The organism is Sulfuriroseicoccus oceanibius (assembly GCF_010681825.2).
GTDB lineage: Bacteria > Verrucomicrobiota > Verrucomicrobiia > Verrucomicrobiales > SLCJ01 > Sulfuriroseicoccus > Sulfuriroseicoccus oceanibius.
The window spans coordinates 1,958,428-1,985,399 of the sequence record NZ_CP066776.1; the positions used below are offsets into that span (position 1 = coordinate 1,958,428).

Annotated in this window: 22 protein-coding genes; 12 read left to right on the plus strand and 10 right to left on the minus strand. The window is 59.5% G+C overall.

What is annotated here, in order from left to right:
- Nucleotides 1-363: 363 nt before the first annotated feature.
- Both G3M56_RS07915 and G3M56_RS07920 read right to left on the minus strand, forming a co-directional pair.
- Complete coding sequence (locus tag G3M56_RS07915) at nucleotides 364-825, minus strand: hypothetical protein (protein WP_164361813.1); 462 nt, start codon at nucleotides 823-825, stop codon at nucleotides 364-366.
- A 414-nt stretch (nucleotides 826-1,239) separates the two neighbouring features.
- The gene (locus tag G3M56_RS07920) at nucleotides 1,240-2,544 is read right to left on the minus strand and encodes a BamA/TamA family outer membrane protein (protein ID WP_164361815.1); all 1,305 of its coding nucleotides are present in this window, start codon (nucleotides 2,542-2,544) and stop codon (nucleotides 1,240-1,242) included.
- 160 nt (nucleotides 2,545-2,704) lie between these two features.
- Here G3M56_RS07920 and G3M56_RS07925 point away from each other — a divergent pair, with 160 nt between their 5' ends.
- Nucleotides 2,705-3,319: a ribonuclease HII gene (locus G3M56_RS07925; RefSeq protein WP_164361817.1), complete on the plus strand. Its 615-nt coding sequence runs from the start codon at nucleotides 2,705-2,707 to the stop codon at nucleotides 3,317-3,319.
- Nucleotides 3,294-3,689, plus strand: coding sequence for a YraN family protein (locus G3M56_RS07930; protein ID WP_164361818.1), 396 nt, complete (start codon nucleotides 3,294-3,296; stop codon nucleotides 3,687-3,689). The genes G3M56_RS07925 and G3M56_RS07930 overlap by 26 nt, the downstream gene beginning before the upstream one ends.
- Nucleotides 3,690-3,791: 102 nt before the next feature.
- On the opposite strand, the gene G3M56_RS07935 is transcribed toward G3M56_RS07930, so the two are convergent.
- The 4 genes from G3M56_RS07935 to G3M56_RS07950 all read right to left on the minus strand — a co-directional run bounded on the left by G3M56_RS07935 (nucleotide 3,792) and on the right by G3M56_RS07950 (nucleotide 9,804).
- Nucleotides 3,792-5,858, minus strand: coding sequence for a sialidase family protein (locus G3M56_RS07935; RefSeq protein ID WP_164361820.1), 2,067 nt, complete (start codon nucleotides 5,856-5,858; stop codon nucleotides 3,792-3,794).
- A 147-nt stretch (nucleotides 5,859-6,005) separates the two neighbouring features.
- Nucleotides 6,006-7,394 carry a magnesium transporter gene (gene mgtE, locus G3M56_RS07940; protein WP_164361822.1) on the minus strand — a complete coding sequence of 463 codons (1,389 nt, stop codon included), beginning with the start codon at nucleotides 7,392-7,394 and terminating at the stop codon, nucleotides 6,006-6,008.
- Between the two features lie 39 nt (nucleotides 7,395-7,433).
- The gene (locus G3M56_RS07945) at nucleotides 7,434-8,069 is read right to left on the minus strand and encodes a hypothetical protein (protein ID WP_164361824.1); all 636 of its coding nucleotides are present in this window, start codon (nucleotides 8,067-8,069) and stop codon (nucleotides 7,434-7,436) included.
- Between the two features lie 40 nt (nucleotides 8,070-8,109).
- Nucleotides 8,110-9,804, minus strand: coding sequence for an LptF/LptG family permease (locus tag G3M56_RS07950; protein ID WP_164361826.1), 1,695 nt, complete (start codon nucleotides 9,802-9,804; stop codon nucleotides 8,110-8,112).
- 282 nt (nucleotides 9,805-10,086) lie between these two features.
- On the opposite strand from G3M56_RS07950, the gene G3M56_RS07955 reads away from it, so the two are divergent.
- On the plus strand, nucleotides 10,087-11,181 hold the full coding sequence (locus G3M56_RS07955; protein ID WP_164361828.1) for a hypothetical protein: 1,095 nt from the start codon (nucleotides 10,087-10,089) through the stop codon (nucleotides 11,179-11,181).
- A 310-nt stretch (nucleotides 11,182-11,491) separates the two neighbouring features.
- Here G3M56_RS07955 and G3M56_RS07960 read toward each other — a convergent pair whose 3' ends face one another.
- From G3M56_RS07960 to G3M56_RS07970, 3 genes are all read right to left on the minus strand, one after another.
- Entirely contained in the window at nucleotides 11,492-11,701 is a 210-nt protein-coding gene (locus tag G3M56_RS07960; protein WP_164361830.1) for a hypothetical protein, read from the minus strand.
- A 398-nt stretch (nucleotides 11,702-12,099) separates the two neighbouring features.
- Complete coding sequence (locus G3M56_RS07965) at nucleotides 12,100-12,747, minus strand: RibD family protein (RefSeq protein ID WP_164361832.1); 648 nt, start codon at nucleotides 12,745-12,747, stop codon at nucleotides 12,100-12,102.
- A gap of 7 nt (nucleotides 12,748-12,754) precedes the next feature.
- Nucleotides 12,755-13,723, minus strand: coding sequence for a TVP38/TMEM64 family protein (locus G3M56_RS07970; protein ID WP_164361834.1), 969 nt, complete (start codon nucleotides 13,721-13,723; stop codon nucleotides 12,755-12,757).
- 132 nt (nucleotides 13,724-13,855) lie between these two features.
- Here G3M56_RS07970 and G3M56_RS07975 point away from each other — a divergent pair, with 132 nt between their 5' ends.
- Together G3M56_RS07975 and G3M56_RS07980 are read left to right on the plus strand one after the other, a co-directional pair.
- Entirely contained in the window at nucleotides 13,856-14,800 is a 945-nt protein-coding gene (locus G3M56_RS07975) for a type I phosphomannose isomerase catalytic subunit (protein ID WP_164361836.1), read from the plus strand.
- Between the two features lie 362 nt (nucleotides 14,801-15,162).
- Nucleotides 15,163-15,636, plus strand: a complete 474-nt coding sequence (locus tag G3M56_RS07980; protein ID WP_164361838.1) for a hypothetical protein — start codon at nucleotides 15,163-15,165, stop codon at nucleotides 15,634-15,636.
- Nucleotides 15,637-16,320: 684 nt separating this feature from the next.
- On the opposite strand, the gene G3M56_RS07985 is transcribed toward G3M56_RS07980, so the two are convergent.
- Entirely contained in the window at nucleotides 16,321-16,587 is a 267-nt protein-coding gene (locus G3M56_RS07985) for a hypothetical protein (RefSeq protein WP_235203319.1), read from the minus strand.
- A gap of 109 nt (nucleotides 16,588-16,696) precedes the next feature.
- On the opposite strand from G3M56_RS07985, the gene G3M56_RS07990 reads away from it, so the two are divergent.
- The 7 genes from G3M56_RS07990 to G3M56_RS08020 all read left to right on the plus strand — a co-directional run bounded on the left by G3M56_RS07990 (nucleotide 16,697) and on the right by G3M56_RS08020 (nucleotide 26,700).
- Nucleotides 16,697-19,423, plus strand: a complete 2,727-nt coding sequence (locus tag G3M56_RS07990; RefSeq protein WP_164361842.1) for a PD-(D/E)XK nuclease family protein — start codon at nucleotides 16,697-16,699, stop codon at nucleotides 19,421-19,423.
- Nucleotides 19,420-22,653 (plus strand): UvrD-helicase domain-containing protein, encoded by a 3,234-nt coding sequence (locus tag G3M56_RS07995; protein ID WP_164361844.1) that lies wholly within the window; start codon nucleotides 19,420-19,422, stop codon nucleotides 22,651-22,653. The genes G3M56_RS07990 and G3M56_RS07995 overlap by 4 nt, the downstream gene beginning before the upstream one ends.
- Before the next feature lie 307 nt (nucleotides 22,654-22,960).
- The gene (locus G3M56_RS08000) at nucleotides 22,961-23,218 is read left to right on the plus strand and encodes a hypothetical protein (protein ID WP_164361846.1); all 258 of its coding nucleotides are present in this window, start codon (nucleotides 22,961-22,963) and stop codon (nucleotides 23,216-23,218) included.
- A gap of 98 nt (nucleotides 23,219-23,316) precedes the next feature.
- A complete protein-coding gene (locus G3M56_RS08005; protein WP_164361849.1) occupies nucleotides 23,317-23,748 on the plus strand; it encodes a hypothetical protein in 432 nt (143 codons plus the stop codon).
- Nucleotides 23,749-23,886: 138 nt separating this feature from the next.
- Nucleotides 23,887-24,627 (plus strand): hypothetical protein, encoded by a 741-nt coding sequence (locus tag G3M56_RS08010; protein ID WP_164361850.1) that lies wholly within the window; start codon nucleotides 23,887-23,889, stop codon nucleotides 24,625-24,627.
- Nucleotides 24,628-24,668: 41 nt separating this feature from the next.
- Entirely contained in the window at nucleotides 24,669-25,097 is a 429-nt protein-coding gene (locus tag G3M56_RS08015) for a hypothetical protein (protein WP_164361852.1), read from the plus strand.
- Between the two features lie 397 nt (nucleotides 25,098-25,494).
- Nucleotides 25,495-26,700, plus strand: a complete 1,206-nt coding sequence (locus G3M56_RS08020; protein ID WP_235203320.1) for a sialate O-acetylesterase — start codon at nucleotides 25,495-25,497, stop codon at nucleotides 26,698-26,700.
- The last annotated feature ends 272 nt before the right edge of the window (nucleotides 26,701-26,972 follow it).

Here is a 26,972-nt window from a genome sequence, read left to right on the forward strand (position 1 = left end):
CTGTCACGGTTGATGTTAGAGGTGGATGGCAGATCGGTAGTGTTGATTGTTGGTTTGAATGATTGGCGTGAGTGGGTGTGTGTCTAAATAGGCTGCTTTGATCAGGATGATGCCTCGCTTGAGGTGAGTTTTGATGAGGGGCGCGCGAGAGACCCTGCTGGACCCACGCATCCAATATTCTGGTGGTTGCTTTGCGTGTTGGGATTGTTTTTGACGTTAGTTGTGTCGTTACACTTAAGGTCAAGGAGGGGAATTGAGAGGCGGTAATTGAGTCAGGGGCGTGGGTGTGCGCTCGTCCCGGGCACAAAAAATCCCGCGCCGTCTGTTGGGACGGGCGGGATTCGGGAAGGTTGAGATTAGCGGTTAGTCTTTACCGATGATGGTTTCGCCTTCGTAGAAGGTGATTTTGTAGGTGACGGCTTTTTCGTGGAAGCCTTTTGGAAGTGGGATGAGGCAGGAGCCGAAGTTGGTGCTGGCGCCGGCTTTGATGCCTTCGTCGCTGAATGACCCCTGAGAGGCGCAGCCGATGAGTGTGCCGTCGCTGTCGAAGAAGGCGACGTAGTACTGGCAGTGCATCGGTTTGTCTGCGGTGTTCTCCACGCTGATGTTGGCGTTGATGATCTTTTTGTCGAAGAAGTCATCGAGATAGAGCTTGGCGGTGGCCTTGATGGCCTTACCGAACTTTACCTCTACGGCGTCGCTGTTGCTGAAGCCGGAGGACTCTTTGAGTTCGCATTTGCCTTCCTGGGTGAACACATCGGCAGCGGAGGCCGACGTCAGCATGAGGATTGCAGCCGAAGCGGTGGCTAGCAGGGTCTTAATCATGTGGCTTTGTTTAGCAGATCGGTTTGCGAGGTCGAGAAGATTGTGAGGATGCAGGGTGGGGAGGTGTGGCCACGATGGCGAGCGGCCATCGGGTAGGTTTTGAGGTGTGGCGGGATCGCTCGCTCGGCCGGCTTGGGGGGGGGCGTGTGATTTTCCCAGGGTGTGGTCGCCGGGGGCTCCCTTCACCCTGGGCTGGTTTGCGGCACCCCTTCGGGGAGGAAGTCGGGAAGTCGGGAAGTCGGGAAGTCGGGAAGTCTGGAAGTCGGGAAGTCGGGAAGTCGGGAAGTCGGGAAGTCGGGAAGTCGGGAAGTCGGGAAGTCGGGAAGTCGGGAAGTCGGGAAGTCGGGACTGCGAGACTGCGAGACTGCGAGACTGCGAGACTGCGAGACTGCGAGACTGCGGTAGGAGATGGTATCAGAATGGTTGGCCGAGCATGACCCAGACGCTGGAGGACTCGTCGGAGACGGCGCAGTCGACGCGGACGACTGACTTTTTGAGCATGAAGCGCAGGCTGACACCGGCGTCCCATTGCATATCTTCGTGGAGGGTGCCGAGGTCGTAGCTTGGGGCGACGCGGCCGATTTCGACGAATGGAACGATCTGCCACCAGGCGGGCTCGAGCCAGTTGTTGATCCAATTGATATCGGCCCATGGGTTCCACTGTGGGATGATGCGGTATTCGGCGGTGTAATAGATGGCGGAGGCGTCGTTATAGCGGTCGAATGGGAAGGCTCGCATGCGGTTGAAGCCGCCGAGGCGTGGTGAGCGGAACTCAGGGGCTCGTCCGCTGACCGAGCCGTCTGCGTTGTCGCTCCAGGTCGGGGTGTCGGCGGTCCACATGGAGAGGGCGAGTACTTGTTGGCGTGCCCACGAGGTTTCGGGCAGGGAGAAGAACTTGTTGGCCTCGAACTCCCAGGTGGTGTAGGTGCTGTCGCTGTTGAACCAGCCGAAGTCACGGGCGATGAGGAACTTGAAGCGTTCGCCGCGGGACGGGCTGGCGATGAAGTCGCGGTTGTCCCATTCGAGGCCGAGTTCCAATCCGTTGGTAGCTGAGAGCAGAGCGTCTGTGGTGTCTTCGCTGTATTTTTTGCTGCGGTAGTAGGGGGCGAAGCGGATGTAGCTGCGGCCGCTGGTCAGTGGGTTGAACGCTTCCGCGCCGGTGAAGCCATCGGAAATCAATCCATTGTCCATCGAGTAGGTGTGGATGGTCGTGTTTTTGCCGTGGCCGATGGGGAGGAGGTAGCGGAAGCGTGCATCGACGAAAACGTCCCAGCCCTTGCCGGTGAGGTAGTCTTCTTCGTCGGACTCATTGCTGCCGGCTTTGGTGTCGAATGGGCCGATCTGGTTGGGGATATTCTGGTACGAGCGCATTTCCGTGTAGCGGGAGGCGCCGATCAGAGGGTCGACAAACAAGCGCTTTGAGCCCGGGGCATTGAAGTTCAGGCCGCCGAAGTAGACGCCATACGAGCTGTTGCTGGATCCCATGACGCCCCAGCCGTACGCGCTCTGGGGTTGGTTGAATCCCCCGGTGGTTGCGCTGGCGACTCCGAACGCGAGGTCCATGGTTTCCGAGGGAAATGCGTAGGGCAGTGTGATTGTGGACTTCTCCTTCTCGCTTTGGCCTTGGGCGAGGTAGATCTCCTGGGCGTGGAGCGAGGTGGTGAGTGTGGCAGCGGTGCCTAGAGCGGCCAGAGTGTGGGTGAGGGGGGAGGGTTTCATGGGAACAGTTTTGGTGGGCGTTTAGTTGGTAGAAATGGCCTCGATTGTGAGTCCCGGGAGGTTGAGGTCAAGTGGCGAGTGACGGAGGCGGTCGGACAAATCAGCGGTTGCTTGGCGCGCTGGTGTTGTCGAGGTTGGGGAGAACCAATGTGAGTGCGTTATGGGATGTGATTTTGCGATTGAGACGGGATTGAGAGCCGACGGCTATATGCGGATTGCCGGTGTGGACGAAGCGGGGCGCGGGCCATTGGCAGGACCGGTTTCGGTGGCGGCTGTGATCCTTCCCGTTGGGTACGAGTCGGCGGTACTTAACGACTCTAAAAAACTGACCGAAAAGAAGCGCGAGCTTTTGTTTGAGGAGATCACCAACGACGAGCGGATCGAGTGGCATTGTGAATTGATCGAACCTGCGGAGATCGACGAGTTGAACATTCTGGGCGCGACCCACGCGGGGATGCGGCGGTGTGTCGAAGCTCTCGGCGGAGTGGATATGGCGTTGATCGACGGGCTGGCGGTGAAGAACTTTCCGGTCGAACAGCAAGCGATCGTGAAGGGGGATGGTAAAAGTTATTCCATCGCGGCGGCGAGTATTATCGCAAAAGTAACAAGAGATCGTTTGATGCTGGCGTACGACAAGCAGTTCCCGCAGTATGGGTTCGCGCGTCACAAGGGCTACCCGACCAAGGCTCATATGGAGGCGCTTCGCACCTATGGTCCGTGTCCGATCCATCGTCGCTCGTTTGCACCCGTTGCTCAACTCGACCTGCCGTTGTAGCGGGTGGTCGGCGACGCGGGTGGGGCGTGCCGGCGAGCGCTTGGCTGGGCTGGCGGTGGCTCGCGACGGGGGCAAGGTGTTGTATCGGAACTATCGGGCTGAAGGTGGCGGCGAAGTGGATTTGGTGTGTCGGGATGGTGAGGTGTTGGCGTTTGTGGAGGTAAAGACGAGGACGAGTGATGAGGGGCCGCGTCCGGCTGCGGCGGTGAACCAGAAGAAGCAGGAGTTGATCAAACGGGGGGCGCGTGAGTGGCGGCGGTTGTTGGGGGATCAGGTCGAGGATTTGGTGTGGCGCTATGATGTGGTCGAGGTGTGGCTGGTGGATGGCGAACGCCCGCGGGTGAACTGGCTCAAGGGGGAGTTTGAGTAGGAAGTAGGAAGTAGGAAGTAGGAAGTAGGGCGGGGTACAAAAAAACGAGGACGCCGTGGGGGCGTCCTCGTTAGGGAGTGATCTTGAATCTAGCGATCCGTATTATTTGGTCGCGTTCATCAGTTCATCGATGGTGAGGCGTTCGAAGCACATGTTCGACTGGCTACCTTCGTAGATGATGCCGATGTCTTTTTTCGGGCCGTCGCCGATGAGCGTGAGGCAGGAATAGGCGCCGCCGAGCTCGTCGAGAAGGTAAGGTTTCGACCAGGTTTCCCCTTCATCGAGGCTGTAGCGGACCGACATGTGGGTGCGTCGTTTTTTGCCCGCATCGACAGGGCCGGAGAAGAGCAAGATACTTTGATCAGCTCCGTCCTTGACCGAGCTGTAGCGGAGGATGCTCGCCATGCAGCCGGACATGTTGAACACATGGCTGCCGGTAGTCGGGTGCTTGGTCCAGGATTGGCCCATGTCGGTGGTCGTGTAGACCGCGCGTCCGCCCGAGGAGATACGGCAATTGATCATGAGGCGTCCGTCGTCGAGTTCCACGACCTGAGCTTCGGTAGTTTCTTGATCGTGAGGGACACCGGTTCCGATTTCCCAGGTCTTGCCTTGGTCCTTGCTGAAGATAACCGTCGAACGTGCTTTGCGGCCGTTGGATGGTTCTTGGAACTGACCGGCAAATACCAACGTGCCGTCACGCATGGTGATGCCGGCACCCGGGCCTTGGAGCAGGAGGCTCCACGCTGGGTCCTTGATTTGCTCGGTGATGTTGACCGGTTCCGACCACGTGGTGCCGTCGTCCTCGGACTTCACCATGACGACCTGGCCGGTGTCTTTTGGATCGAGTCCGGGTTTCGAGATCCCCCAATACCAGCCCGAGCTGAGGCCGTGAGCCCACAGAGCGAGGCAGTAGATGTGACCGGTTTTGCGGTCGACGAGAATGGCTGGGTCACCGGCGCCGTTTTTGTTTTCCGGTTCGTCGCCCCAAGTCTTCATGTCGACGATCGGTCGGGCTGGGAGCCAGCTTTGACCACCGGTGGTCGATGCGGAGAGGCCGACATCGATGTCGCCAGGGAGGTCGCCGCCTTGTTTCCAGCGCATGTCGTAGACGGCGAGCAGTGTGCCGGCGTTGGTAGTGACCATGCCTGGGATGCGGACGAGTTGGCACGGCATCTTCGAGCCATCCGGGCGGGTGAGCGCCTGGCCGCCAGTGACGACATTGTAGCCGATACGTTGGGTTACGTTGTTATCGTCGAGTTTCGGGTCGACGATGCCGGCGCGGGCGAACTTCAGCTTGGTCAACGAAGCGTCGATGCGGTGGCTTAGCTTGGCGTCGTCCTTGAGTTTGGCGACCAACCACAAGTTGTTTGGCCCGTCGATGAGTGGGATTTCGTCTTGGAAAACGAGAGCCTCGCCGACTTGTGGCGCGTCGATGGGTGGGTTGCCGATGGTTGCAAACGTGCCCGAATTGCCGGTCGAGTAGAGCGAGAATGCTTCGACGTCGGCCAGATCGGTGGTGCCTTCGGTGGCAAACTGTAGAGCCTGCAAGGTGTCGACATTGCGTGCTCCTTCCGCATTGATCGTGATGTGGAGCACGACGTTATGTTCCTTGGCGATGAGAACGGGAATCTGGTGTTGTTTGACGTCGACACCGGTGATCTCCATCGACTTGTTCTCACCGACGCGGAGGTTGTCGATCAGCACACCAGAGCCGTCCTTGGTCGTGGAGGTGAAGCGGAATCCCTCGTAGCGCTCTTGTTTGAGGTCGATGCGGATGGGCTCGGAGAACCCACCGGCGCGCAGTTTGTTGCCGTCGTAGATGGTTTTCCAGCGGCCGTTCTGCTTGGCTTCGACTTGGAATTCAAAAGGGGCCGAGCGTGTCCAGCGTTCGCCTTGGAATGTGAGGTGGAGCAGCTCCGAGCGACGGAGTTTGTCCGAAAGTGTGAACGTGACCGATTTGTCCTCACCACCGAGGAGGCGCAGCGAGCCCGGCGTTGTGTCGGCGGACTTGCTGTAAATGGCGGCGTGTCCGGCATCGGCGCTGAGGGTTCCGCTCGGGGTGTTGAGTGAGGTGAAGTTGCCCTGCTTGTAGTCTGCGAAGCTGTCCGCGTAGGTGAGTGGGACGATGGCTAGCGCGGCAGCGGCGATGCTGAGAATGCGAGTCTTCATGGGTTTGGGGTTTGTGGGTGGCAAATGGTGGGGCGGCTCGTGCGCATCGAAGGCGGGCCCCTCGTGTCAGTCAGAGCCTCCACGATGCCTCGGAATTCTCTCAAGGTGTGGGGATTCGACTGGTTGTATCTGGAAACCAGCCTGGTCTTAGATTCCCAGGAACAACCGGGCAAAGGTGAAGTAGATCAGCAAACCGCTGACGTCTACCAGTGTGGTGATCGCAGGAGAGGCGATCACCGCAGGGTCGAGGCGCAGGGATTTGGCAACCAGCGGGAGGGCGGCCCCGATAAAAGTCGAGCTGGTGATTTGCAGCAGCAGAGAGCAGCCCACGGTAAGGGCGAAATGGGGCAGCCCGATCTGGCTGTCGGCCGCGGCCTCTGGTTGGAAGATGAGGATCTCGACGATCATCGCGATGGCGACGGTGGTGCCTACCAGCAGGCCTACGCCGAGTTCGCGGAAAATGACTGTGAGGGTTGAGCGTGACTGCAGCTCACCGAGGGACAGGGAACGGATGACCATGGTGGCAGCCTGGCCGCCTGTGTTGCCGCCGGCCGCTACGATCATGGGCATGTAAAGGGCGAGCAGGAAGGCGTTGTCGAGCACCTCTTGGAACGACATCAGCACGTAGCCTGAAAGCAGACCGGTGAACGCAAGACCGAGAACCCATAAGACCCGGCGTTGGTAGTGGGTAACGATGGGGGTGTTGATGTAGCTGGCATCACTGATTTCACCGGAGATACCTGCGGCTTTCTCGATATCCTCGGTGGATTCTTCCTCGAGAATCTCGATGGCGTCATCGTGGGTGATGATACCGACGATACGTTCCTCGTCGTCGACCACGGGCAGCGCCATGATGTCGTACTTCGAGATCATCTGGGCGGCTTCCTCCTGGTCGGCCCATGCGCTGATGGACGGGGTGCCGGGCTCGACGATTTCGGAGATGAGTACGCCGCGTTTGGCGAAGGCGAGGTCGCGCAGTCGCAGTTCGCCGATGAGTTTTCCATCGGTATCCGTGACGTAGATCCGGGAAAGTGTTTCCTTTTCGAGGTGGGTTTCGCGCAGTTCTTGCACCGCCTGGCGCACGGTCATGCTTTCATCGACCGTGGCGAAAGCGGTGGTCATGCGGCCACCGGCGCTGGTTTCGGGGAACTCGAGCAGTTGGCGGGTGACGCGGCGTTTTCTGGCGGGCAGCAAGGCGACCAGTTTGGCCTGGGTGGACTCACTGAGTTCCTGCAGGGCGTCCACTCGGTCATCGTCCTGGAGTCGTGTCAGGACGGCGCGTTGTTTTTCTTCGGAGAAGGCGAGGAGCGTGTCCTCGATTTCGTTGTCCGGGAGGTATTCAACGAGTTGGGCTGCCCAATCGTTGTCGAGGAACTTGAGGACGTGGGCTTGGGTTTCTTCGTCCTGATCGGCGAACCAGGCGGCGAAGTCAGCGGGGTGCCGGTTATCGAGCGCGGCGAGCACGTCGGCGCGGTCATTGCGCAGCAGTGCGTCCTCGAGGCGGTCGAATGGGTTGGTGATGAGTTCCTCCGGCATGTGGGGGTGGTGGGTCAGTAGGATGGATCCGGTTGCGATCTATTGGGGTGGTTCGTTGGAGCCTGGGGTTCCGGATGCGTTTGCTTGTGAGGTATCGGGTGTTTGTTCGGGCTGCCGGGTGTCGATTCCTGCTTTGGCGGCGGCTGCAGCAGCGGGGCCACCGGCGAGGAGGTCGGCGATTTCCTGTTGTACGGATTCGATCTGATCGAGCGGGATTTCCGGGTCGACGATCATCAGGACGTCGCCGGTTTTGCGGTGCTCATAGAGCAAAAGCTTGGTATCCCCGATACGCTGGGTATCCGTGTTCTTGAGGATTTTCTTCCGTTCCAGCATTACGGCGAGGATGAAGCGCGCGTTTTCCGTGTGGGCCTCGTCTTCCTCTACCAACCGGCGCAGAAGGGATTCCGCGTCCTCTTTCTTCACGGTTTCCTCTTTCGGCTGGTGGACCGGCGCCTCGTAGGTTGTCTTCCAGAACGAGAATGGCATCTCGCTGCCATCGGTGGCGAGCAGATCGTCCCACGCCTCCTTGCAGTAGTCGCGGCGGACGAAGCCCTCCTCGCCGGTGGGTGCTTCGAAGATTGCCGCGTAGAACTCCTCCCCGTCCTCGAATCGGCGATCGGTGACCGAGCAGCTGTGCGATCGGCTTTTGATGTGCCAGTTTTCGTTCAGAGCCATGGAGTGTGGGCGCGGTGGTTGGAATCGCTTCCTGTTTGGATCAGTTGGCGGAAGTGGCCGCTGGTTTTGCCGGGAACAATGCGCGCTTTAGACTGCCAAAGAGACTCTTTGGCGAAGGCACTTCACGGTTGCGGGCACGGCACCACAGCAGGTAGGCCCCGATTCCGCCGAAGAGGAAGTTGGCGGCCCAGGCGGCGACGAATGGCGGCATGCTGCCGCTGCGACCCAGCGCCATGAACAAGTTGGTCAGGAAGAGGATGGCAAAGAAAATGCCCAGCGCGCTGGCGACGCCGCCGAGAATCCCCCGGCGCGAGTACACGATGCCGAGAGGCGCACCGATCAGCACCGCGGTAAGGCAACCGAATGGCAGAGCGATGCGGTGGTGGAGGAAGGTCTTGAATGGAGCGAGCTTGGCCTCCGGGTAGTAGGTGTGCGAGCGGATGAACGCGTTGAGCTGAGGCACGCCGAGGTGTTCGGGGTTGATCCCAGCGGTGATCAGATCCCACGGGCGTTCACGCCAGTCGAACTCCAAGTGCTTCTGAGGGAACGTGGTCTGTGAGACCATGCGCTCTTCCTCGTCGTACTCGAACACACGGCCCTCGTAGAAGATCCAGAGGTCCTGGGTGTAGTCCCAGTAGATGCGGTCGGCGATGATGACCTTGGTCAGCCGATCTTCTTCGTCGAAGTCGGCAACGACGACATTCTCGATCTTGTTTTTCCGGCTGTAGAACTCGGGAAACCCACCGACGTACCATTGGCGGTTGTCGACGCGGTTGATGTAGGCCTGGTCTTCGGCTCGGAAGCGGTCCCTGCTTCGTTTGCTTTTCTTTTTCGACTGGGCCTGTTCGATAATCTCCTCTTTCAGGGCGCGTTGTGCGCCGTCGGCACGGGGTGCCCAGTGGAAGCTGAAGACGAATGAGATGAAGGTCGCGTAAAGGCCGATGACAATGAGGGGCATCAGCACGCGGGTGGAACTCATTCCGGCCGAGAGCAGCGATACCAGTTCGTTCGCTTTGGACATTTTGCTCAGAGCGAAGAGCAACGCCAACAGCAAGGTGATGGGAAGCATCAGTAGGCTCAGGCTCGGAAGCTGGGTGCCGTAATAGCGGGCAATACCGGCGATGGAGACTTTGGCTTCGGTGAAATCGCTGCCGTTGTTGGCCATGTCGGAGATGATCCAAATGGCAGTGAACCCACCGAATGCGAGAGCAAACGGTCCGAGGAAATTGCGTACGACGTAGCGGTCGACGATGCGGGCCCGCCCGTACAACCAGGCCATGAAGGGTACCGATAAAATCAGCAGCAGCATCAACGAGCTGGCGATCCAGAATTCGGCGAGCCACGGTTCGTCGCCCATTTCACTGCCGGAGGCTTCGGTCAGGCCGTTGCGGATCATCGACGGAATCCAGGTGACGCAGAGTGCCAGAGCCACCCAGATCAGAGGCCAGGTCAATGTGGCGCGGCCCTTTTCTCGGTGGCGCCAGATGACCCAAACCACCCAGGCCGGAAGCAGCATCGCAGCCAGCATCCCCAGGTGCGCAATGAGAAAGTCGAACCACATCTGCTCGCTTACCAGCGGCATTTCCTGGCTGCGGCTCATTGGCAAGGCATCGACAGCGAGGTTCACCTTGGTGGACCAAGGTTTGAGCGCCACCCACGTCAGGATGGCGGTGGTGATAACCCCGAGATAGGCAAGCACGCGGGCGTAGAGCGACTGCGATGCCAGTTTGGTCATCGCGGCTTGGAGGGGTTGCAGCTTAGCGGAGAAAGAGGATGGCATGCGGACAATGGATGGCCGTTGGTGCATTCCTGGTGGTCAAGAATGTGCTTCTCTATGTAATGTCACCATCGGGCTGGGTCAAAGGAAAGGACGGGATCTGTAAGATTCGCCTAATGGCCACGTACCGCTGGCGCTCCTGCGCGGAGTAGGGTAGTTGCTAGCCCGGTATGGGCGCGGGCAACGCCACTCTAAGATCTGTATGACTGAATCGTTTTGAAGCTGATGAGATTGAATTTGATGATGGTATTGGGTGCTGCTGCGCTGACGGTTGGTAATGCGGCGGCGGCTCCCGAGCAGTTGAGTGAGAGTGATCGCGCGGCTTTGCTCAAGAAGTTGGACGTGATCAAAGAGGACAACGAGGCCAAGGTGGAGGCCAGATTCCGTGCGGCCAACTCGGCATACCGGCAGGCGATGTCGAGCGGCTCCGAGGCTGTGAAGTTCTATCTCGACTGTGTGAAGAAGGTGAACTTCGACGACCAGAACAAATCATTCCGAGAGTTTCGGGAGTGGAGGGATCGTCAGGATGCCAAGTTGTCGGCGCAGGAGTTTCGTCGTGCCCTGCAGTACCAGTTGCGCTGGCTTTCGCTGACTTTGAAGGCGGCCTCAAGCGATGGACCAACCACGGAGTTATCCAATGAAGCGGCTGATATTATTGCCGACATTTTTGCTGATGGGGAGAAGTTGGAGGGGCAGGTCGGCGTGCTCCAGCAGGGGGTGAACGGCACGTTTTTTGCCAGGGCCTACAAGTTGAATGGGATCCAAGTGGAGAAGTGGCCGATGTCGCCATTGCCGTTGGCTCGGGTTTTTGACGAGGTGATCCTGCCGCCGTTGCGCAACCGTGCGAGTGTGGAGCGATTGCACCGTGCGTGGGAATCACGCATTGATTATGAGGCGCAGGTGGTGAAGGTGCTGTCGTCGTCGCTGCGGCAGAAGAACGAAAGCAAGAGCCGTGAGGAGAAGGATCGCGAGGAGCTGGCTTACGAGAAATTCCTGACCGAGCAGCGGCCGGAGTTGGTTTGGCAGATGGAGGTGGATTGTTTCAAAGCGGGGGACCAGCGGGAGGCGGCGCGTCGCATGTTCCGTCATTTGACCAAGAACCTGACTCATACCAGAGCGCCGGAGTGGGAGAAGGAGTTTCGTCAGTTGATCACGCCGAAGGCAACGGTCAGCGATAAACCCGCGGCGTCGGGTGATTCCGCTGGCGATGAGAAGCCGGTGGCATCGGTCGGTCGCAACGTGGTGGCGGACAAAAAGGCAGCGGGCGAGGCAATCGAGGATAACCGTATGTTCGACGTCCCCGAAGGTGGGCTCGATCCGTTCATGGTACGCTAGGTGTGGCACCGTTGGTAGTACGGTTCTGGCATCCGTAGATTGCGCTGAGTCTGCGGATGATTGATTTGATGTCGTTGGGCCCGCCTCTATGGGGCGGGGCGCATGGGAGTGCGGCGAGGATCGCCGCTTTGTATCGGCCTGCGCGCTCCGTGATACGCGTTGTTTTCTGATGTCACAAGGCGTGGGCGCAGGTGCCGGCACGCTTTCAGCGTGCGGTAGTTGTGATGATCGGTATCCCAGGGTGACGTCGCCAGAGGCTCCGTTCACCCTGGGCTGGTTTGCGCCTCGCTTTCAGCGAGCAAGGTGGTCGCTACGCTCCGTGGAAGAAGTCGACGGGGACGTCGAGCCTCCATTGAGTTGGCGGCATAGTTGGAGCGACGGTGTCCTCACCGTCATTGAGTGGCGTCGCAGGGCGAGTGGATGGCAGATGGTCGCTGCGCTCCGTGGAAGAAGTCGACGGGGACGTCGAGCCTCCATTGAGTTGGCGGCTTAGTTGGAGCGACGGTGTCCTCACCGTCATTGAGTGGCGTCGCAGGGCGTGTGGATGGCAGATGGTCGCTACGCTCCGTGGAAGAAGTCGACGGGGACCTCGAGCCTCCATTGAGTTGGCGGCTTAGCTGGAGCGACGGTGTCCTCACCGTCATTGAGTGGCGTCGCAGGGCGTGTGGATGGCAGATGGTCGCTGCGCTCCGTAGTAGAACTCGACGAGGACGTCGAGACTCCATTGAGTGCGGCATAGTTGGAGCGACGGTGTCCTCACCGTCATTGAGTGGCGTAGCAGGGCGTGCGGATGAAGATGGTCGCTACGCTCCGTGGAAGAAGTCGACGGGGACGTCGAGCCTCCATTGAGTGCGGCATAGCTGGAGCGACGGTGTCCTCACCGTCACGGGCGGTGCTTCCGAAGCGTGTGCTGCCGGGCTAGCGAGTGCGGCGATAGCTTAGGAACACATCATCACCGATTTGTTGGTGATGCGTTAGTTCGAACTGAAGGCTCGCCGGGAGCAAGGGTTGGGCCGCGTTGCCCGTGAGTGTTGGGGCCGCGTGGCCACCGAAGATCCGATTGGTGATAGTGAGATGGAGCTCGTCGATCAGGTCGTGCTCGCAAAGCAATTTGAACAAACCGGGGCCCCCTTCGCAGTGGATCTTTTGCAGAGAATAGGTTTCGGCGAGCTGGGTGATGACGTGGCGCAGGTCGGTCGGGTCTGGGAAGCGGTCGATCGCGACGCCCCACGTTGTGAGAGCATCGGCGGTTTCCGCTTTCACCTGATCGCCGCAAATCACGTGGACTGGTCCGCCGTCGGTGTGAAGCAGGCGGGTGGCCGGATCGAGGGCCGCGGTGGGCGAATAGACCATGCGCCGTGGGTAGTGGCCGGTGACGGCGCCGCCCATGGTCATGTCATCGACTTCGACGGTGCGGCGTCCGACCAGCAACGCATCGGCACCGGCGCGCAGCTTTTTCAAGCGACGGTGGTCGTCGGTGGTGGCGGAGAACCCGGACGGTGTGAGCGTGCGGGTCGAGACCTTGCCGTCGGCAGTGATCAAGAAGTTGGCGCTGATGACAGGCATGGCGGTGTTATTTGGGGCGCTCGTCGTCGGTGTCGTCGGTTTCCTTGGCTTCGGTCTGCTCAGCGGATACCTCTGGCTCTTCACTCTCTGGTGATGATGTGGAGGCCGGTCTGATCACGGCATCGACTGGAACTTCTTCCGTGGGTGTGGAGGCTGCGGTAGGAGCAGGAAGGGGCTCGGCAGCAGGCTTCGCCTCGGTTTCCGATGGCTCGGTGGTGGCCGGGGATTCGGACGAGTCGTCTTTTTCCACCAGTGCGGCTTTATCGGCTTCCGACTTCTTCGATGCGTACGCTTTGCGGATGAACTTGGTGATCAATCCGGCAATCACGAGCAGACCGACGCCGGTGGCGATGCTCATCACGCTGTCCTGCCACGAGCTTTGGCCGCTGGCGGATTGCGCCACGCCTGAGCTGGTAACGATGATGCCCACCACGTAGCAGCCGGTGATGAGGATCGACATCGGCAGGTAGACAAAGAATGGAACGCGCAGGAAGCCGAGGATGTAGTTGTGGATGAAGAGCGGGATGCCCGGCGTTGCGCGCAGCAGGAAAATCAGACCGATGTAGTCGCGGCGGCCGAGTTCCGGGATCTTGAATTTGGTCAGCTTGAGCCATTTGTCTATCAACTTGCGCGCAGGGTAGGCCGCCACGAAATAGGTCCACGTCATGTTGAGAGTCACGCCGACCAGAGCCAATGCACACGCCTGGGTGAGCGGCATGTCACTCCAAGCAACGCCGACGGCACCGAGCAGCAGACTCATGGGGAAGGGCAGGGCCGGAAGGATGACGATTGCGAGGAAGAGTGCCCATTTGTTTGAGGAGATGAACTCCCAGCTGTCTTTGGCGGTGTTCCAGATCTGATCCAGGTCGAGGCCGAGGAAGTGAGCGGTGATGCCACTGATGATGACCACGGCCAGGCCCGCGCCGACGAACTTGAGGAAGCGCGGGTGTTTGATGATTTTCTTAAGCAGGTCCATGAGAGGAGTCGTTTGGGTTGGCTGGTGCGATGCGGTTAGCCAACAGGTGGAGACACCATGATACCGGCGGCCACAATTGCCAAGCGACGATTTTTGGCTGGATTGATCCGAAGTGGGCAGCTATCTGGGCGCATGACTTTTTCGGATCCGATTTTCTTTGTGCCACAATGCTTCGAGCGCGTGTGGGGCGGGCGTAAGCTGGCAGACGTTTTTAACAAACCTGTTGCAGATCCTGAGGTGCCTACTGGTGAGTCGTGGGAAGTGGTCGACCGGCCGGAAGCGGTGAGTGTGGTGGATGGTGGCGATTACGCCGGCCAGACCTTGCACCAATTGTGGAGCGGCCAGCGTGAGGAGGTCTTTGGTGCCGGCTTGCCGGAGAGTGAGCATTTCCCGCTGCTGATCAAGATTCTGGATGCGGCGGATAAGTTGTCGATCCAAGTGCACCCACCGGCGGCGATTGCCGGAGACATGGGAGGCGAGCCGAAGACAGAATCGTGGATCCTGGCAGGCATCGATCCGGAGGCTGCGTTGTATGTCGGGTTCTCGAAGGAGACAACTCGTGAGCAGTTCGCCGAGGCAATCGAGAACGGGACGGTGACCGACGTAGTGCATGAACTGCGCCCACAGAAGGGCGATTTCATTCACCTGCCTAGCGGGCGCCTGCACGCGATTGGCGCCGGATGTTTGATTTTTGAAATCCAACAGAACAGCGACACCACCTACCGCGTGTACGATTGGGATCGCAAGGGGCTGGATGGAAAACCGCGCGAACTACATATCGATGAGTCGCTGCAATGCATCGATTTTGATGATGTCGAGCCATCGCTAGGTAAAGCCGAGGGTGAGCGTTTGGTAGGTTGTGAATATTACACCATCGACCGCTGGGAACTGGCGGCCGGTGCCGAGCGCGATCTCGAGGTGGGCGAGCGTTTTGCCATCGTGGCGGTAGTTGAGGGCAGTGTGCAATGCGGTGGTCGCGACGCGGGTGTCGGGACGTTCTTCATTGCGCCGGTTGGATGTGCGCCGCTGGTGGCCGGAGAGAATGGGGCGTCGGTCTTGGTGACGCGGATTCCGTAGGGTGGACGGAGCGGGTTGGTGGTTCGGTTTTGGGGGATCCGCAGATTACGCCGATTCCGCAGATGATTAGGTGTCGTTGGCGTGACGCGGTCCCCCGTCGTAGCGCAGGGTGTTTGGGAGTGCGGCGAGGATCGCCGCATTGTATTCACCCGGGAGCTCCGTGATATGGGGTGCTCTCAAATGTCACCAGCTGTGGCCGCGGGTGCCAGCACACTTTCAGCGTGCGGGTTTCCGGCGATGCCGGTATCCCAGGGTGACGTCGCCTGAGGCTCCGTTCACCCTGGGCTGGTTTGCGCCTCGCTTTCAGCGAGGTGGGGGGGGGGCGGCGCAGGGCATGCGGATGGAGGTGGTCGCAGCGCTCCGTGGATGAAGTCGACGGGGACGTTGAGCCTCCATTGAGTTGGCGGCTTAGTTGGAGCGACGGTGTCCCGACCGTCATTGAGTGGCGGCGCAGGGTGTGCGGATGGAGGTGGTCGCTGCGCTCCGTGGATGAAGTCGACGGGGACGTCGAGCCTCCATTGAGTTGGCGGCTTAGCTGGATCGATGGTATCCCCACCGTCATTGAGTGGCGCCGCAGGGTATGCGGATGGAGGTGGTCGCTGCGCTCCGTGGAAGAAGTCGACGGGGACGTCGAGCCTCCACTGAGTTGGCGGCTTAGCTGGGGCGACGGTGTCCCCACCGTCATGGGTTGGCGCCGCAAGGCGTGCGGATGGAGGTGGTCGCTGCGCTCTGTGGAAGAAGTCGACGGGGACATTGAGCCTCCATTGAGTTGGCGGCTTAGTTGGAGCGACGGTGTCCCCACCGTCATTGAGGGGCGGCGCTGGGTGTGCGGATGAAGATGGTCGCTGCGCTCCGTGGAAGAGGTCGACGGGGACGTCGAGCCTCCATTGAGTTGGCTGCCTAGCTGGAGCGACGGTGTCCCCACCGTCATTGAGTGACGCAGCAGGGTGTGCGGATGGAGGTGATCGCTGCGCTCCGTGGATGAAGTCGACGGGGACGTTGAGCCTCCATTGAGTTGGCGGCTTAGTTGGAGCGACGGTGTCCCGACCGTCATTGAGTGGCGGCGCAGGGCGTGCGGATGGAGGTGGTCGCTGCGCTCCGTGGATGAAGTCGACGGGGACGTTGAGCCTCCATTGAGTTGGCGGCTTAGTTGGAGCGACGGTGTCCCCACCGTCATTGAGTGACGCAGCAGGGTGTGCGGATGATGATAGTCGCTGCGCTCCGTGGAAGAAATCGACGGGGACGTCGAGTCTCCACTGAGTTGGCGGCTTAGTTGGAGCGACGGTGTCCTCACCGTCATGGGTTGGCGTGGCCGGAGCGATGATGATGGAAATGCCATTCCGCGCCGCATCGGGAGCTTTGCGTCTTTGCGTCTCTGCGTGAGTATTCCGATCCGACGTGTGCTCGCCGCGGGGGCGAGCGGGTCGCTCTGTGCTCGATTTTGAGTTGATTTCTTGCTTGCGCTTCGTGCGGATGAAGCGAATCAATATGCCATGATCAGCCGAATTTTCGCTACTGCCTCACTTGCTGCCCTTGCGCTGGTTGGCGCATCTTGTGAACGTCACTCCTGGGAAGACACCAAGGTGCTGCACCACCATGGCGGTCATGGCGACCACGGACACGGTGACGCACATGGCGATGACCACGGCGACACCCACGAAGCCGACCACAAAGACGCCGCTCAGGCGGATGAGACGCACGCCGAAAAGCACTAAGCGGCAGCGTCCTGGCAGGTGCGGGTGATTTGTTTCAAATCGCGCTTGCTGAATATGATTTTCAGACGGCATGGTGTCGGGGATGTCAGACCCCGCTCCGTGCCGTTTCTTTTTGTCGTGGGAGGATGCGTTTCTTCCCCAAGTTTGTGCCCACCTTGAGTCGTCCGATTTCCCGGCGGCCATGGACGAAACCGTAGTCGTGGTGCCCACGGCTAACAGTGGGCGGAGGTTGCGTCAGGCATTGGCGGAACGCGCGGCATCCGGTAGCAGCGGCGCTTTGTTTCCCCCGCGGGTGGTCACTCCGGAGTCGTTCTTCCGTCCGACAGCCCCCAACGTGGCGACGCGTGGCGAGTTGTTGGTAGCCTGGGCGAATGTATTGCGCAGCGTGCCGGACGGGGCCGCTGATACGTTGTTCCCCGAGACCGATACCAAGCGCACGTTTGCGTGGGCGATGCGGGCGGCGAAGCCACTGGTCACGACCTGCGAAGCCGTGGCCGAGGCCGACCACGATTTGGCCGAAGTGGCTGAGCTTTCCGATGAGCCCCAGCGCTGGCAACAACTGGCCGCATTGGAGCAAGCTGTGGCGGACTACCTCGCCGAGCGCGGGAAGTTGTTGCCGAGTACCGCCAAGCGCGAGACCGCTCGCGCCGCGGTCGTGCCCGATGGGGTGACACACATGGTGATTGCCGGCGTGGCCGATCCGGTGCCGCTGGCGGTGCGGGCTTGGAGCGCGCTGAGCGTTCCGGTTCATGTGTTGGTACACGCGTCCGAGAGCTTGGCCGATCACTTCGACGTGTGGGGGCGTCCGGTGGCGGATCTGTGGAAGTCGCGCGTGATCGATCTGCCAGGGGGTAATGCGTCGATTTCGTTGTCGGCCAGTGCCGAGGCCACGGCGGCTGCGATGGTAAGCGATTTCGCGGAGTCGGGCGCTGCCAGCGACCAATGTGCGGTCGGGATTTGTGACGGCGATTTGACTATCTCCGTCCGTGACCAACTGGCTGCCGGCGGGTGGCGTGGGTTCGACCCAAACGGCCGCCCGATCGCGGCGTCGGGCCTGGTGGCGTGGCTTGGTTTGTGGCGTGAGTTGTTCGGTCCGCGCCCGTCGTTTGATATGGCATCCGTGCTACTCAAAGCTCCGGAATCGTTGGCGGTGACGGGGCGCGGCGTGAGCTGCTCGCTCGGGCGTCAGCTCGACAAATTGCACGAGCAGGCGATCCCTGACACCGTCGGGCGTGCGCTCTCCGTGCTACACCAGATGCCGGACGAGATGGCCGAACGTTTCGACCTCGCGCAGCCTGCGCTCTCCGCATTGCGCGATCAGTTGGCCGAACTCAACCGCAAAGGCACCGCAGCCGGGATGCTCAAGTTGGTGGAATCCCTGACAGCTGGTAGTTACGACGACGGTCACGACGGCGGTGCGCTGGAAGCGGTGCTCGGCGCGCTCGACGAATGCGCCGCGCTCGAGGCCAATGGCGAGCTCAGCGGCGGACGCGAATTGATGGACTTGGTGACCGAACTGATCCGCAGCGCCCGCGTGCCCGATGCTTCCGACGACGTGGTGATCGACCTGCAAGGCTGGCTCGAACTGGGCTACGAAAGTGCGCCGCACCTCGCATTGGTCGGTATGCACGAAGGCTGTGTGCCCGAGAACTTGAACGAAGACGCGTTCCTGCCCGAGAGCCTGCGGCGCAAGCTCGGCCTGCGCGACCGCGACCAACGCATGGCGCGGGACGGATATTTGTTGTCGGCCATGGCGGCGAGCCGTTCGGGCGAGGGGAGGTCGTTGCGTTGCTATTTGTCCAAAACCGCGCCGAATGGCGACCCGCGCACGCCGTCGCGTTTGATGATGCGTTGTGCTGACCACGAGCTGGCGGAGCGTGTGCGCCATTGTTTTGCCGAGGCTGCGGACGAGGGGAAAGTGATCCCAGAGTGGCAGCGCGGTGATTGGCTTCTTAATGTGCCTCTGTTAGAGAACCCGTACGCGGATGGAACGCGCGGCTTCAGTCCGTCGGCGCTGCGTGGTTATTTGTCCTGTCCGTTCCGTTTCTACCTGGAGCGCGTGGTGAAGATGTCACGCGCCGAGGCGGCCAAGCGTGAGCTCGATGCCGGGCAGTTTGGTACGCTCGTGCACGAGGTGCTCGAGGACTTCGGCCGCGAGCCGGCGATCCGCGACAGTGTGGACGCCGAGGAAATTGCGGCGTGGCTGGTGGCGCGGCTCGATGCCATTGCCCAGCGCAACTACAGCGAGGCGATGACCCTGCCGGTAATGGTGCAAGTGGCGTCGGCGCGCGAGCGGCTGCGTTCGTTTGCCACGATCCAAGCGGAGCAACGCGAGGCTGGCTGGCAGATCGTCGACGTCGAGGTGCGGGTGAAGGATTGGGCGCTCGACGGCGTGCCGATCAACATGACCATCGACCGCATCGACCGGAATAGCGACGGCGCCTACCGGGTGGTCGATTACAAGACGTCGGCCAAGGCGAAGAAGCCCGAGGGCGTGCATGTCGCCAAGAGCAAAGGCGAGCGCGTGGCGATGGCGGATCTCATGGAGGATGAAAAGGGCACCCCTCTTGAGTGGCAGGACTTGCAGTTGCCAATGTATGTCGCCTACGTGGCGAAAACGCAGGGCGTGTCATCGGTGGATGTGACCGCGGCCTATTGCAATCTGGGCGACAGCGAATCCAGCACCGGCTTCGAAGAGTGGCCGATTTCCTTGGAACAAATGCAAAGTGCGATGGAGTGGATGCAGGGCGCGGTAGCGCGGATCAGGCAAGGTGTGTTTTGGCCGCCTAGCGAGGCCGCGGCCAAGTTACATTATGACGAGTTTGGCGCGCTGGCGCCGGATGGCTTTGAGAATGCGGTGCCGGCGGCGGTGGTCGCGGCTCTCAGTGGAGAGGAGGTGGCACGATGAGCCAGTCTGCTAACCATTCAGAGATCCGATCGATGGTGATCGAGGCATCCGCCGGATCGGGGAAAACCTACCAGCTCGCCAACCGTTTCCTGGCATTGCTCGCCGCTGGCGTGAAGCCGGAGCACATCATCGCGCTGACCTTCACCCGCAAAGCCGCCGGGGAGTTCACCGAGCGGATCCTGAGCCGGCTGGCTCTGGCGGCGGGATCTCCGGACGATGCCGGGGCGCTGGCATCTGACATCGTGCGCACGTGGAATGGCGACGGCACCAGCCAGCCTGCCATGTTCTCGTCACCACCCGCCCTCGTCGCTCCGGATGCCGCGGGTTGTTTGGAGATGCTCAAGGCGGTGGTCGACTCGCTCGACCGCATCACCTTGTCCACCTTGGACAGCTTCTTCCTCAAAGTCGTGCGTCAGTTCTCGTTCGAGCTCGGGCTAAGTGGCTTTGAGTTGTTGGACGACCAACAACAAGCCGCCGCTCGTGAGCGCGTGTTGCAGGATTTGTTTAACTCATCGGGCGCCAATGAAAAAGGGCGCGATAACTTCCTCCAGGCGTTCAAGTTGGCGACTTATGGCAAAGAGGTGTCGCAGATCAGCAGCACGCTGGAGAAGTATCTGGAGTCGCAGCACGAGCGGATTGTCAACGCACCGGAGGAGAGCAAGTGGGCGAACCTGGAGCGTTTGTTCCCCAACGGGATCCAACTGCCAATGGACATCGACCGCAAAGCCGAGCTGGCGGTGGCGCGTGGCGAAGTGCCGGCGATGGCGGAAGGCGCACGCAAGGGCTACGACAAGCGCTGGATCGCCTTGATCGACCAGTTGGAAGCTTACAGCCCGGGCAATGTCAGTGAGATCAAATCGGCTTTGTTTGGTCTCCTTTGCGAGCAGCTGGACGCCCTGCGTGCCGGTGCTGGGGAAGATGTTTATTACAAGAAGAGCTACCCACTGACACCGAATCTCTCGGCTGCGATGTTCCGCGTGATCGGCAACATCCTTTTCACCGAGCTTAAGGTAATCGCTGGCCGGACCCTCGGGCTTTACGGCGTGCTCAGTGCGTATGAAAACGCCTACGACGAACAGGTCCGGCGCTATGGCCAGCTGGGGTTCAGCGACCTGACGCAATTGCTGGCAGGAGGCGGTGTGGATCTGGGCAGCCGCCTGGAGGAACTGCACTACCGTCTCGATAGTCACTACGACCATTGGTTGCTCGATGAGTTCCAGGATACGTCGATGAGCCAGTGGAATGTGGTCGAAGCGCTGCTGGGTGATGCGGTGCTCGACGCCGAGGGGCGGCGTTCGTTGTTCATGGTGGGCGATGCCAAGCAGGGGATCTACGGCTGGCGCGGCGGAGACGTGCGCTTGTTTGGCGAGCTGATGGAACGCGCCGACTGGGCGCCGCGTCGTGACGTGTGGCCGATGTCGAAGTCGTGGCGCTCGTCGCAGGTGGTGCTCGATTTGGTCAATCAGATCTGTGACCCGCAGCTGGGCTCGATGGGGCGTTTCCCTGCCGCTGCCGTGGCGCGTTGGCGTTACCAGCACCACGAGGCGGCGAAGGATCTGAGCGGTTTTGCCGAGGTGGTGGCAATCGATGCCAAGGCGTCGGCTGCCGAAGGGGTGAAAATTAACAAGGCGGATAAGGACGAGGCGACGCTCGATGCCCTGGCCGCGAGGGTGAAGCGCATCGATCCGCTGCGCCGCGGGTTGTCGTGCGCGGTGCTCGTGCGCTCCGGCGCCCACGCCGACCTGGTGGTCGAGGGCCTGCGCTCGCGCCTCGGCAAGGGCTTCCCGGTGGAACTCGACTCGGAGGTGAGCATCGGCGAGGACAGCCCGCTCGGGCGCGCCATTACCGACTTCTTCCGCTGGCTGCGCACACCGGCCGATACCTTTGCCTCGAACCACGTCTGGATGACTCCGCTCGCACCGGCCATGGACGCGCTCGGCGAGACGCCATCCAAAGTGTGGGGGGAGGCGGTCAGGCGCTTCAGCCGTCACGGTGCGGCTGGGTTGATGGAATTGATCGTCACCTCGCTGAGCGAGCGTGGCGGGTTGTCGGAGCTCAATGCCAACCGCTTGCAGGACATCCACCGCGCCGCCGAGCGTTTCGATGCCGTTGGGGGCACGATCGCCGAGTGGGTGGGCACGCTGGAGTATTTGAAACGCCGCGAGCATTCCCGCAAGGGAACGGTGCAAGTGATGACCATTCACAAGTCGAAGGGGCTTGAGTTCGATGCCGTGATGTTGCCGTTTGTTTCCTCTGACGCCTTTGACCACAAGGGGCGCGTCTCGATGATCGAGCAACGCGGTGCCCGCCGTGAGGTGGTGAACCAGATCATGCGCCCGGCCGACCCTGTGGTGGAATCTAACGAGGTGCTGGGCGAAATGATGGCGGAATGGTCTGAGGACCAATGTTACGAAGGCTTCTGCCTGGTGTACGTCGCATTGACCCGTGCCGCCCGCTCGCTTCACGTGCTGGTGGAGGCCACACCGGGCAACGACGACAAAGCCAACCCGCGCGACTGGATCATTGGCTCGGTCGGCGATGGGATGGGCGTGGCAAAGGGCGACCTAGGCACGCAGGACGAGCACGTTCTCTACTCCGAGGGCGATGCAGATTGGTTCGCCACCGCACCACCTCAGGAGCAATCAGCGCCATCCTCCGCCCAGGCCGTGGAGCTCGGCACCGCCGTCGCCCGACGCAAGCGACGCTCACCAAGCGATCACTCGGCCGAGGCAGACGGGGAGGGTGCCGCATTCCCAACCAGTGCGCTCGCATCCCGTGCGGGCATGCGCTTCGGCAGCGAGGTACACGCTTTGTTCGAGCGCATCCGTTGGGCCGATGACGCACCAGCGGTCCTGGACTCGGTTTCCAGCGATGCCGCTACTGCCGTCGTCGAAACGCTCGCCGCCCCTGCTGTGGCGGCGTGGTTCGCCCGCCGCGACCGTGTGGAGGTTAGCTGCGAACGCCCGATCGAGGCGGTGATCGACGGTGTCTGGATCAGCGGCGTCATCGACCGCTTGGAGGTTGAGCGCAATGCCACGGGAACTCCAGTTGCCGCCCGCATCATCGACTTCAAAACCGACCGCGTCGACTCCGAGGACGTCCTCATCACCCGCTACAGCAACCAGCTGCAAACCTACCGTCGCATGGTCGCGCTGGCACTGGAGCTTCCGCCAACCACCATCACCTGCGCCCTCGTCAGCACCGCGCTCAAAGCCGTGGTCGAGGTGTGACGCAGTTGGGGCATGACCATTTGATCCATCGCCCATCCTTCCCGCGCTTCGGGGCGCGGATGGATGGGGGTGGACTGTTGCCAAGAGTTGGCGGAGAGCGAACTCCTTCCGATGTGCGCTCTGATTTCCAGGCGTCTGGCAGGAGAGGGGAGGCGCCAGGCTAAACGAGTGAACACTCGAAATTCTCAACAAACACGCCGAGTTCTTGCAATCTTGTATCCTAACGATCACTCTCCACCCGAGTGGTATCGCTCCGATATCACTACCCCCGTATTAATAAAACTGTTATCTCATAAAAAGGAAACACATGAAAGAATTTATAATATCTATAAGGGATTCACTGGCATTTAGTGCATTAATATTTGGTGTTTGTGTAATTATTGCAGCAGACGCTTTCTCTTCAAATTTGTCAAAAAGTATTAATAATGTATCATCTTCTGTTGAACAGGCAGGAAGATATATGCATACAACTGACACAATAAAATTAGAACATTCTGGTGTAGGAGAACCTCTACCAATCGGGCGTAAACATCCAGTCAAGATTGAAATAATTGAAGAAAAATAATAAAAAGATAACAAATCGATCGAGGTGATCCTCTTAGAAGCGCGCGTTCGTTCCTCACTTACGCTCCTAAGAGTCTACCTCATCTCTGACGTTGGACTATGAAACAAGACATGAGAATAATCACCAGTGTGCTTGCAGTCGTGGCTACATTGGCACTGAACACCGATCTTATTGCCGGCGAAATCAACTCGGACCAGCTTGCCGAGGGTTTCATTTCATTTGTGGCCAAGGTGGAGAAGTCTGATGCGGATGCCAAGACGGTAGAGAAGATGCGCCAGGAATTGAAGAGGGCTCATAAGAACCCGCTTCTCGTCCCATACAAATTTGAAGGGAAGAAGTGCGACCGTGTCGAATTGGTGAAAACGATAGAAGCTGGTATTCGAAAATGGAAGGCATCGGATATCCCCTTGTCCAAGAGCGCTAGTTTCGCATCTGACTCGAAGAACCTCCAAAGCCTCTCAGATGCTGAGCTGATTGTTGCGAAGAGACTTGTAGAGCAAGTCGTCACCCAAATCGAACGAATAAAGTAGTGTATAACAAGGCTTTGGCTCCAAATTCTGACCACGCCTTGAGTCGAGATGCTTTCCATAATATGAACGCTTAACCGACAGTCGGAGGGTGCCTGCCAGTCAGCGGCAGGTGGACTCGGACGCTAGGCTATAAAAAAAATGTTCTCCCGAATCTTAGTCACAATTGCTGTTTTAGTGACGCCCGTATTGGCGGCTGGTGAGCTCATCCGCGATGCGAAGCCAAAGAGTTGCTTTCTTTTCTCCTGGGGCAAGGGGCCGAACTGGAAGACGGAGATTTCAACTGAGTTTCACCGCCACCACCTCAATTTGAAGCGCCCGTATGTGGATGATCGATACTTTAAGCCCACTGCGGAAGCACTTACTTGGATTGACAGGACGGTCGCCCCCAAAATTTCAGAGATTGCGAGGGTCGATGGACGGATCGTGCTTCGGGTGGACTACCCTATTGACGGCAAGTTCGGACGGGAGTTCGACTGTGTGATGCTCGCGATGGAGACCGCGCCCAAATCGGAGTGGTTCGCGCCATTCTTCGTGGCTCGACCAGAGCTTTTCAGCGGTCGATTTGTTTCGAGTGACTCAGTCAGAATCGCCTACATCGCCACACTAGGGTTCACCGGCACTGGCGCGATGCGAACGCATTACCTTTTCGATCTCGTTGGAGACCATCCGGCACTGCTCGATTCAGCTTCAGCTGACCGTGTGCGCTCTGTTGATTTTGACACGGACGAGGAATATCAGGCAGCCCTTAGGACATTCGACCGCGAAGCCGCACTACTCAACGAAGAACAAGTCGGCACTGACCAACCCGCTGCCGCTCCGGAGTCGGAGTCGGAGGGTGAGGAGAAACCTAAACCGGAGTCGGAGGGGCGCCGCCAGTAGCGGGTGGCTGGCTTTTGACACTCTTCACAAAGAATCGCTCCATGCACAAGGTTCTCACACTGCTGTTTTTCTCATTCGTCGTTTCGTTGCGGTCCGAGATTCCTAAGAACGTGCTTTGGGAGTCGGAGAGGATTGATGTGGATGGTGAGGTGGGACAGGTTCTCGGGCTGAAGCTTTACGATGAGAAGAGGGTTTGGATGGAGCGGATCGTCTTTAAGGATGGGAACGTGGTATCGAGTATCGGTGCGAATACGGATTATTTGATCAAGGGGAGTTATATCGTGTTTCATGTGTGCGATAGGCAACATGAGAATACAGAGGATGAGGAGTGGCTTGAGACCAAGACGTGGGAGGGATACACGTGGAGTTATCGCGATGGTGTTCTAGCTCTAAGCTCCGGTCAGGATGGGAAGACGATTCAGTACACCCGAGCTGATCTCAAAGAGCCAAGGCGGGTTCTCGGTAAGTGAGGCTCATTGGTTGTGGCTGAAAGGATGACCTGATTGGGTGCTGCGTGGGGGATGGTGTTTTTGGACAGGATTCACATGATGAACATGATTTGGGGCTGCACCCATTGTCAGGATCTGAGGGTGGGACGTGAGTAGGTTTCCGGTCAGCCGGATCGCCAGGTACGCAAAACTTTGGGTCTTTGGGGTTTTGCGTGAGTATCCTCTAAAGTGTGGCTGCGTCGGATGGGATTGTTTGCCAACCTGAAGATCGGCGTTCCAGTTGGGGTGTTGCGTCTCGAAAGCTCTAGATGAGGCGTAATGTGGCAGTGCCCTTGATGATTGGCTTGCCGAGCGGGACATCGGTGGTCAGGGTGGGGCGGGTTTTGATTCCTGCGAGGCAGACAATGAGAGGAGCTTGATGATGAAAGAGAGCATTTACAGGGTGGTTGGGTTGTTGACGTTGATGGGAGTGCTATGGGAGGGAAGCATGGGACAGAGTGTTGCGGCTGAACCGCTGAAGGTCTTCGTATTAGTCGGTCAGTCGAACATGCAAGGGCATGCGATGGAGGAGACAGTTGAGCACATCGGAATGGACCCGCAGACGGCACCGTGGCTTGAGCGACTGAGGGATAAGGATGGAAAGGCAAGGGTCTACTCCGATGTTCCGGTGTCCTATTTGTCGGATCGCGGGGTGAAGCGGGGGGCACTGACGACTGGGTTTGGTGCGGATGATCGAAAGATCGGGCCTGAGCTGACCTTTGGCATTTGGATGCACCTGGAGTTAGGCGAGCCGGTTTTGCTCATCAAGGCGGCATGGGGAGGTAAGAGCTTACACACCGATTTCCGGCCGCCGAGTGCGGGTGCTTATGAGTTTAGTGAGAGGCATCAGGAGTTGCTCACCAAGCAGGGAAAAGACATCGAGAAAGTTGAGACCGAGCAGAGAGAGGCATCGGGGTATTATTATCGACTGACGGTTGATCACGTGAAATCCGTGTTGGCTGATATTGGCAAGGTGTACCCGGAATACGCTTCGGAGCATGGGTACGAGCTGGCCGGTCTGGTGTGGTTTCAAGGATGGAACGATATGGTGGATGCGAACACGTACCCGGATCGGGAGGCGGCTGGAGGTTATGATGAATACACGCGTTTGTTGATGCACCTGATACAGGATTTGCGGCGTGATTTGTCGGCACCTGAGCTGCCGGTGGTGATTGGTGTGATGGGCGTTGGTGGTCCAACTGCGAGTTACGGGCCTGACCAGCGGCGTTATGTGAGAATGCACCAGAACTTCCGCGACGCGATGGCAGCTACGGCTGCATTACCTGGGTTTGAGGGAAATGTGGTGGCGGTACGGTCTGAAGAGTATTGGGATCCCGAGTTGGGGGCGTTGGTAGCCCGGGATGGGAAGCTGCGTTATGAGGTGAAGCAGAAGAAGCTCCACGGTAAGGAGGCGCAGGCGGCGCTCGATGTTCTGCGCGCGGATGAGTTTTCTCAAGCGGAGCTTGAGACGTTGAAGAAGGGGGTGTCGAACTACCCGTTCCACTATTTGGGATCGGCGAAGATCCTGGGTGGGATTGGGATTGCTTTTGCTGAGGCGATGCTGGAGTTGATGAAGGTCAAATGATGAGAGGCATCCCACGACGCGGCATTTAGACAGGATTCACATGATGATCATGAGCCCATTGTCATGATTTGAGGCGGGCGTGAGTTGATTTGCAGTGAGGTTGATCACCAGGTGCGTAAATCTTTGGGGCTTTGCGTGAGTATTCCCAAGAGTGCGGCTGTGCCGGATGGGGTTGGTTTGCCGACCAGAGGGTCGGCGTTCCAGTTGGCGCCTCAGGCGGATAGGGCGGCGACTCCGTAGTTGAGCTTTGCGTCTTTGCTGCTCTGCGTGAG

Bases quoted from the DNA above. Each gene is read 5' to 3' on its own strand.
- G3M56_RS08005 (WP_164361849.1), top strand. From the start codon at position 23,317: ATGAAACAAGACATGAGAATAATCACCAGTGTGCTTGCAGTCGTGGCT.
- G3M56_RS07955 (WP_164361828.1), top strand. From the start codon at position 10,087: ATGATGGTATTGGGTGCTGCTGCGCTGACGGTTGGTAATGCGGCGGCG.
- G3M56_RS07995 (WP_164361844.1), top strand. From the start codon at position 19,420: ATGAGCCAGTCTGCTAACCATTCAGAGATCCGATCGATGGTGATCGAG.
- mgtE (WP_164361822.1), bottom strand. From the start codon at position 7,394: ATGCCGGAGGAACTCATCACCAACCCATTCGACCGCCTCGAGGACGCA.
- G3M56_RS07970 (WP_164361834.1), bottom strand. From the start codon at position 13,723: ATGGACCTGCTTAAGAAAATCATCAAACACCCGCGCTTCCTCAAGTTC.
- G3M56_RS07945 (WP_164361824.1), bottom strand. From the start codon at position 8,069: ATGGCTCTGAACGAAAACTGGCACATCAAAAGCCGATCGCACAGCTGC.
- G3M56_RS08000 (WP_164361846.1), top strand. From the start codon at position 22,961: ATGAAAGAATTTATAATATCTATAAGGGATTCACTGGCATTTAGTGCA.
- G3M56_RS07985 (WP_235203319.1), bottom strand. From the start codon at position 16,587: ATGCCGTCTGAAAATCATATTCAGCAAGCGCGATTTGAAACAAATCAC.
- G3M56_RS07915 (WP_164361813.1), bottom strand. From the start codon at position 825: ATGATTAAGACCCTGCTAGCCACCGCTTCGGCTGCAATCCTCATGCTG.
- G3M56_RS07950 (WP_164361826.1), bottom strand. From the start codon at position 9,804: ATGACCAAACTGGCATCGCAGTCGCTCTACGCCCGCGTGCTTGCCTAT.
- G3M56_RS08015 (WP_164361852.1), top strand. From the start codon at position 24,669: ATGCACAAGGTTCTCACACTGCTGTTTTTCTCATTCGTCGTTTCGTTG.
- G3M56_RS07925 (WP_164361817.1), top strand. From the start codon at position 2,705: ATGGGATGTGATTTTGCGATTGAGACGGGATTGAGAGCCGACGGCTAT.
- G3M56_RS07990 (WP_164361842.1), top strand. From the start codon at position 16,697: ATGGACGAAACCGTAGTCGTGGTGCCCACGGCTAACAGTGGGCGGAGG.
- G3M56_RS08010 (WP_164361850.1), top strand. From the start codon at position 23,887: ATGTTCTCCCGAATCTTAGTCACAATTGCTGTTTTAGTGACGCCCGTA.
- G3M56_RS07975 (WP_164361836.1), top strand. From the start codon at position 13,856: ATGACTTTTTCGGATCCGATTTTCTTTGTGCCACAATGCTTCGAGCGC.
- G3M56_RS08020 (WP_235203320.1), top strand. From the start codon at position 25,495: ATGATGAAAGAGAGCATTTACAGGGTGGTTGGGTTGTTGACGTTGATG.
- G3M56_RS07965 (WP_164361832.1), bottom strand. From the start codon at position 12,747: ATGCCTGTCATCAGCGCCAACTTCTTGATCACTGCCGACGGCAAGGTC.
- G3M56_RS07935 (WP_164361820.1), bottom strand. From the start codon at position 5,858: ATGAAGACTCGCATTCTCAGCATCGCCGCTGCCGCGCTAGCCATCGTC.
- G3M56_RS07960 (WP_164361830.1), bottom strand. From the start codon at position 11,701: ATGACGGTGAGGACACCGTCGCTCCAACTAAGCCGCCAACTCAATGGA.
- G3M56_RS07920 (WP_164361815.1), bottom strand. From the start codon at position 2,544: ATGAAACCCTCCCCCCTCACCCACACTCTGGCCGCTCTAGGCACCGCT.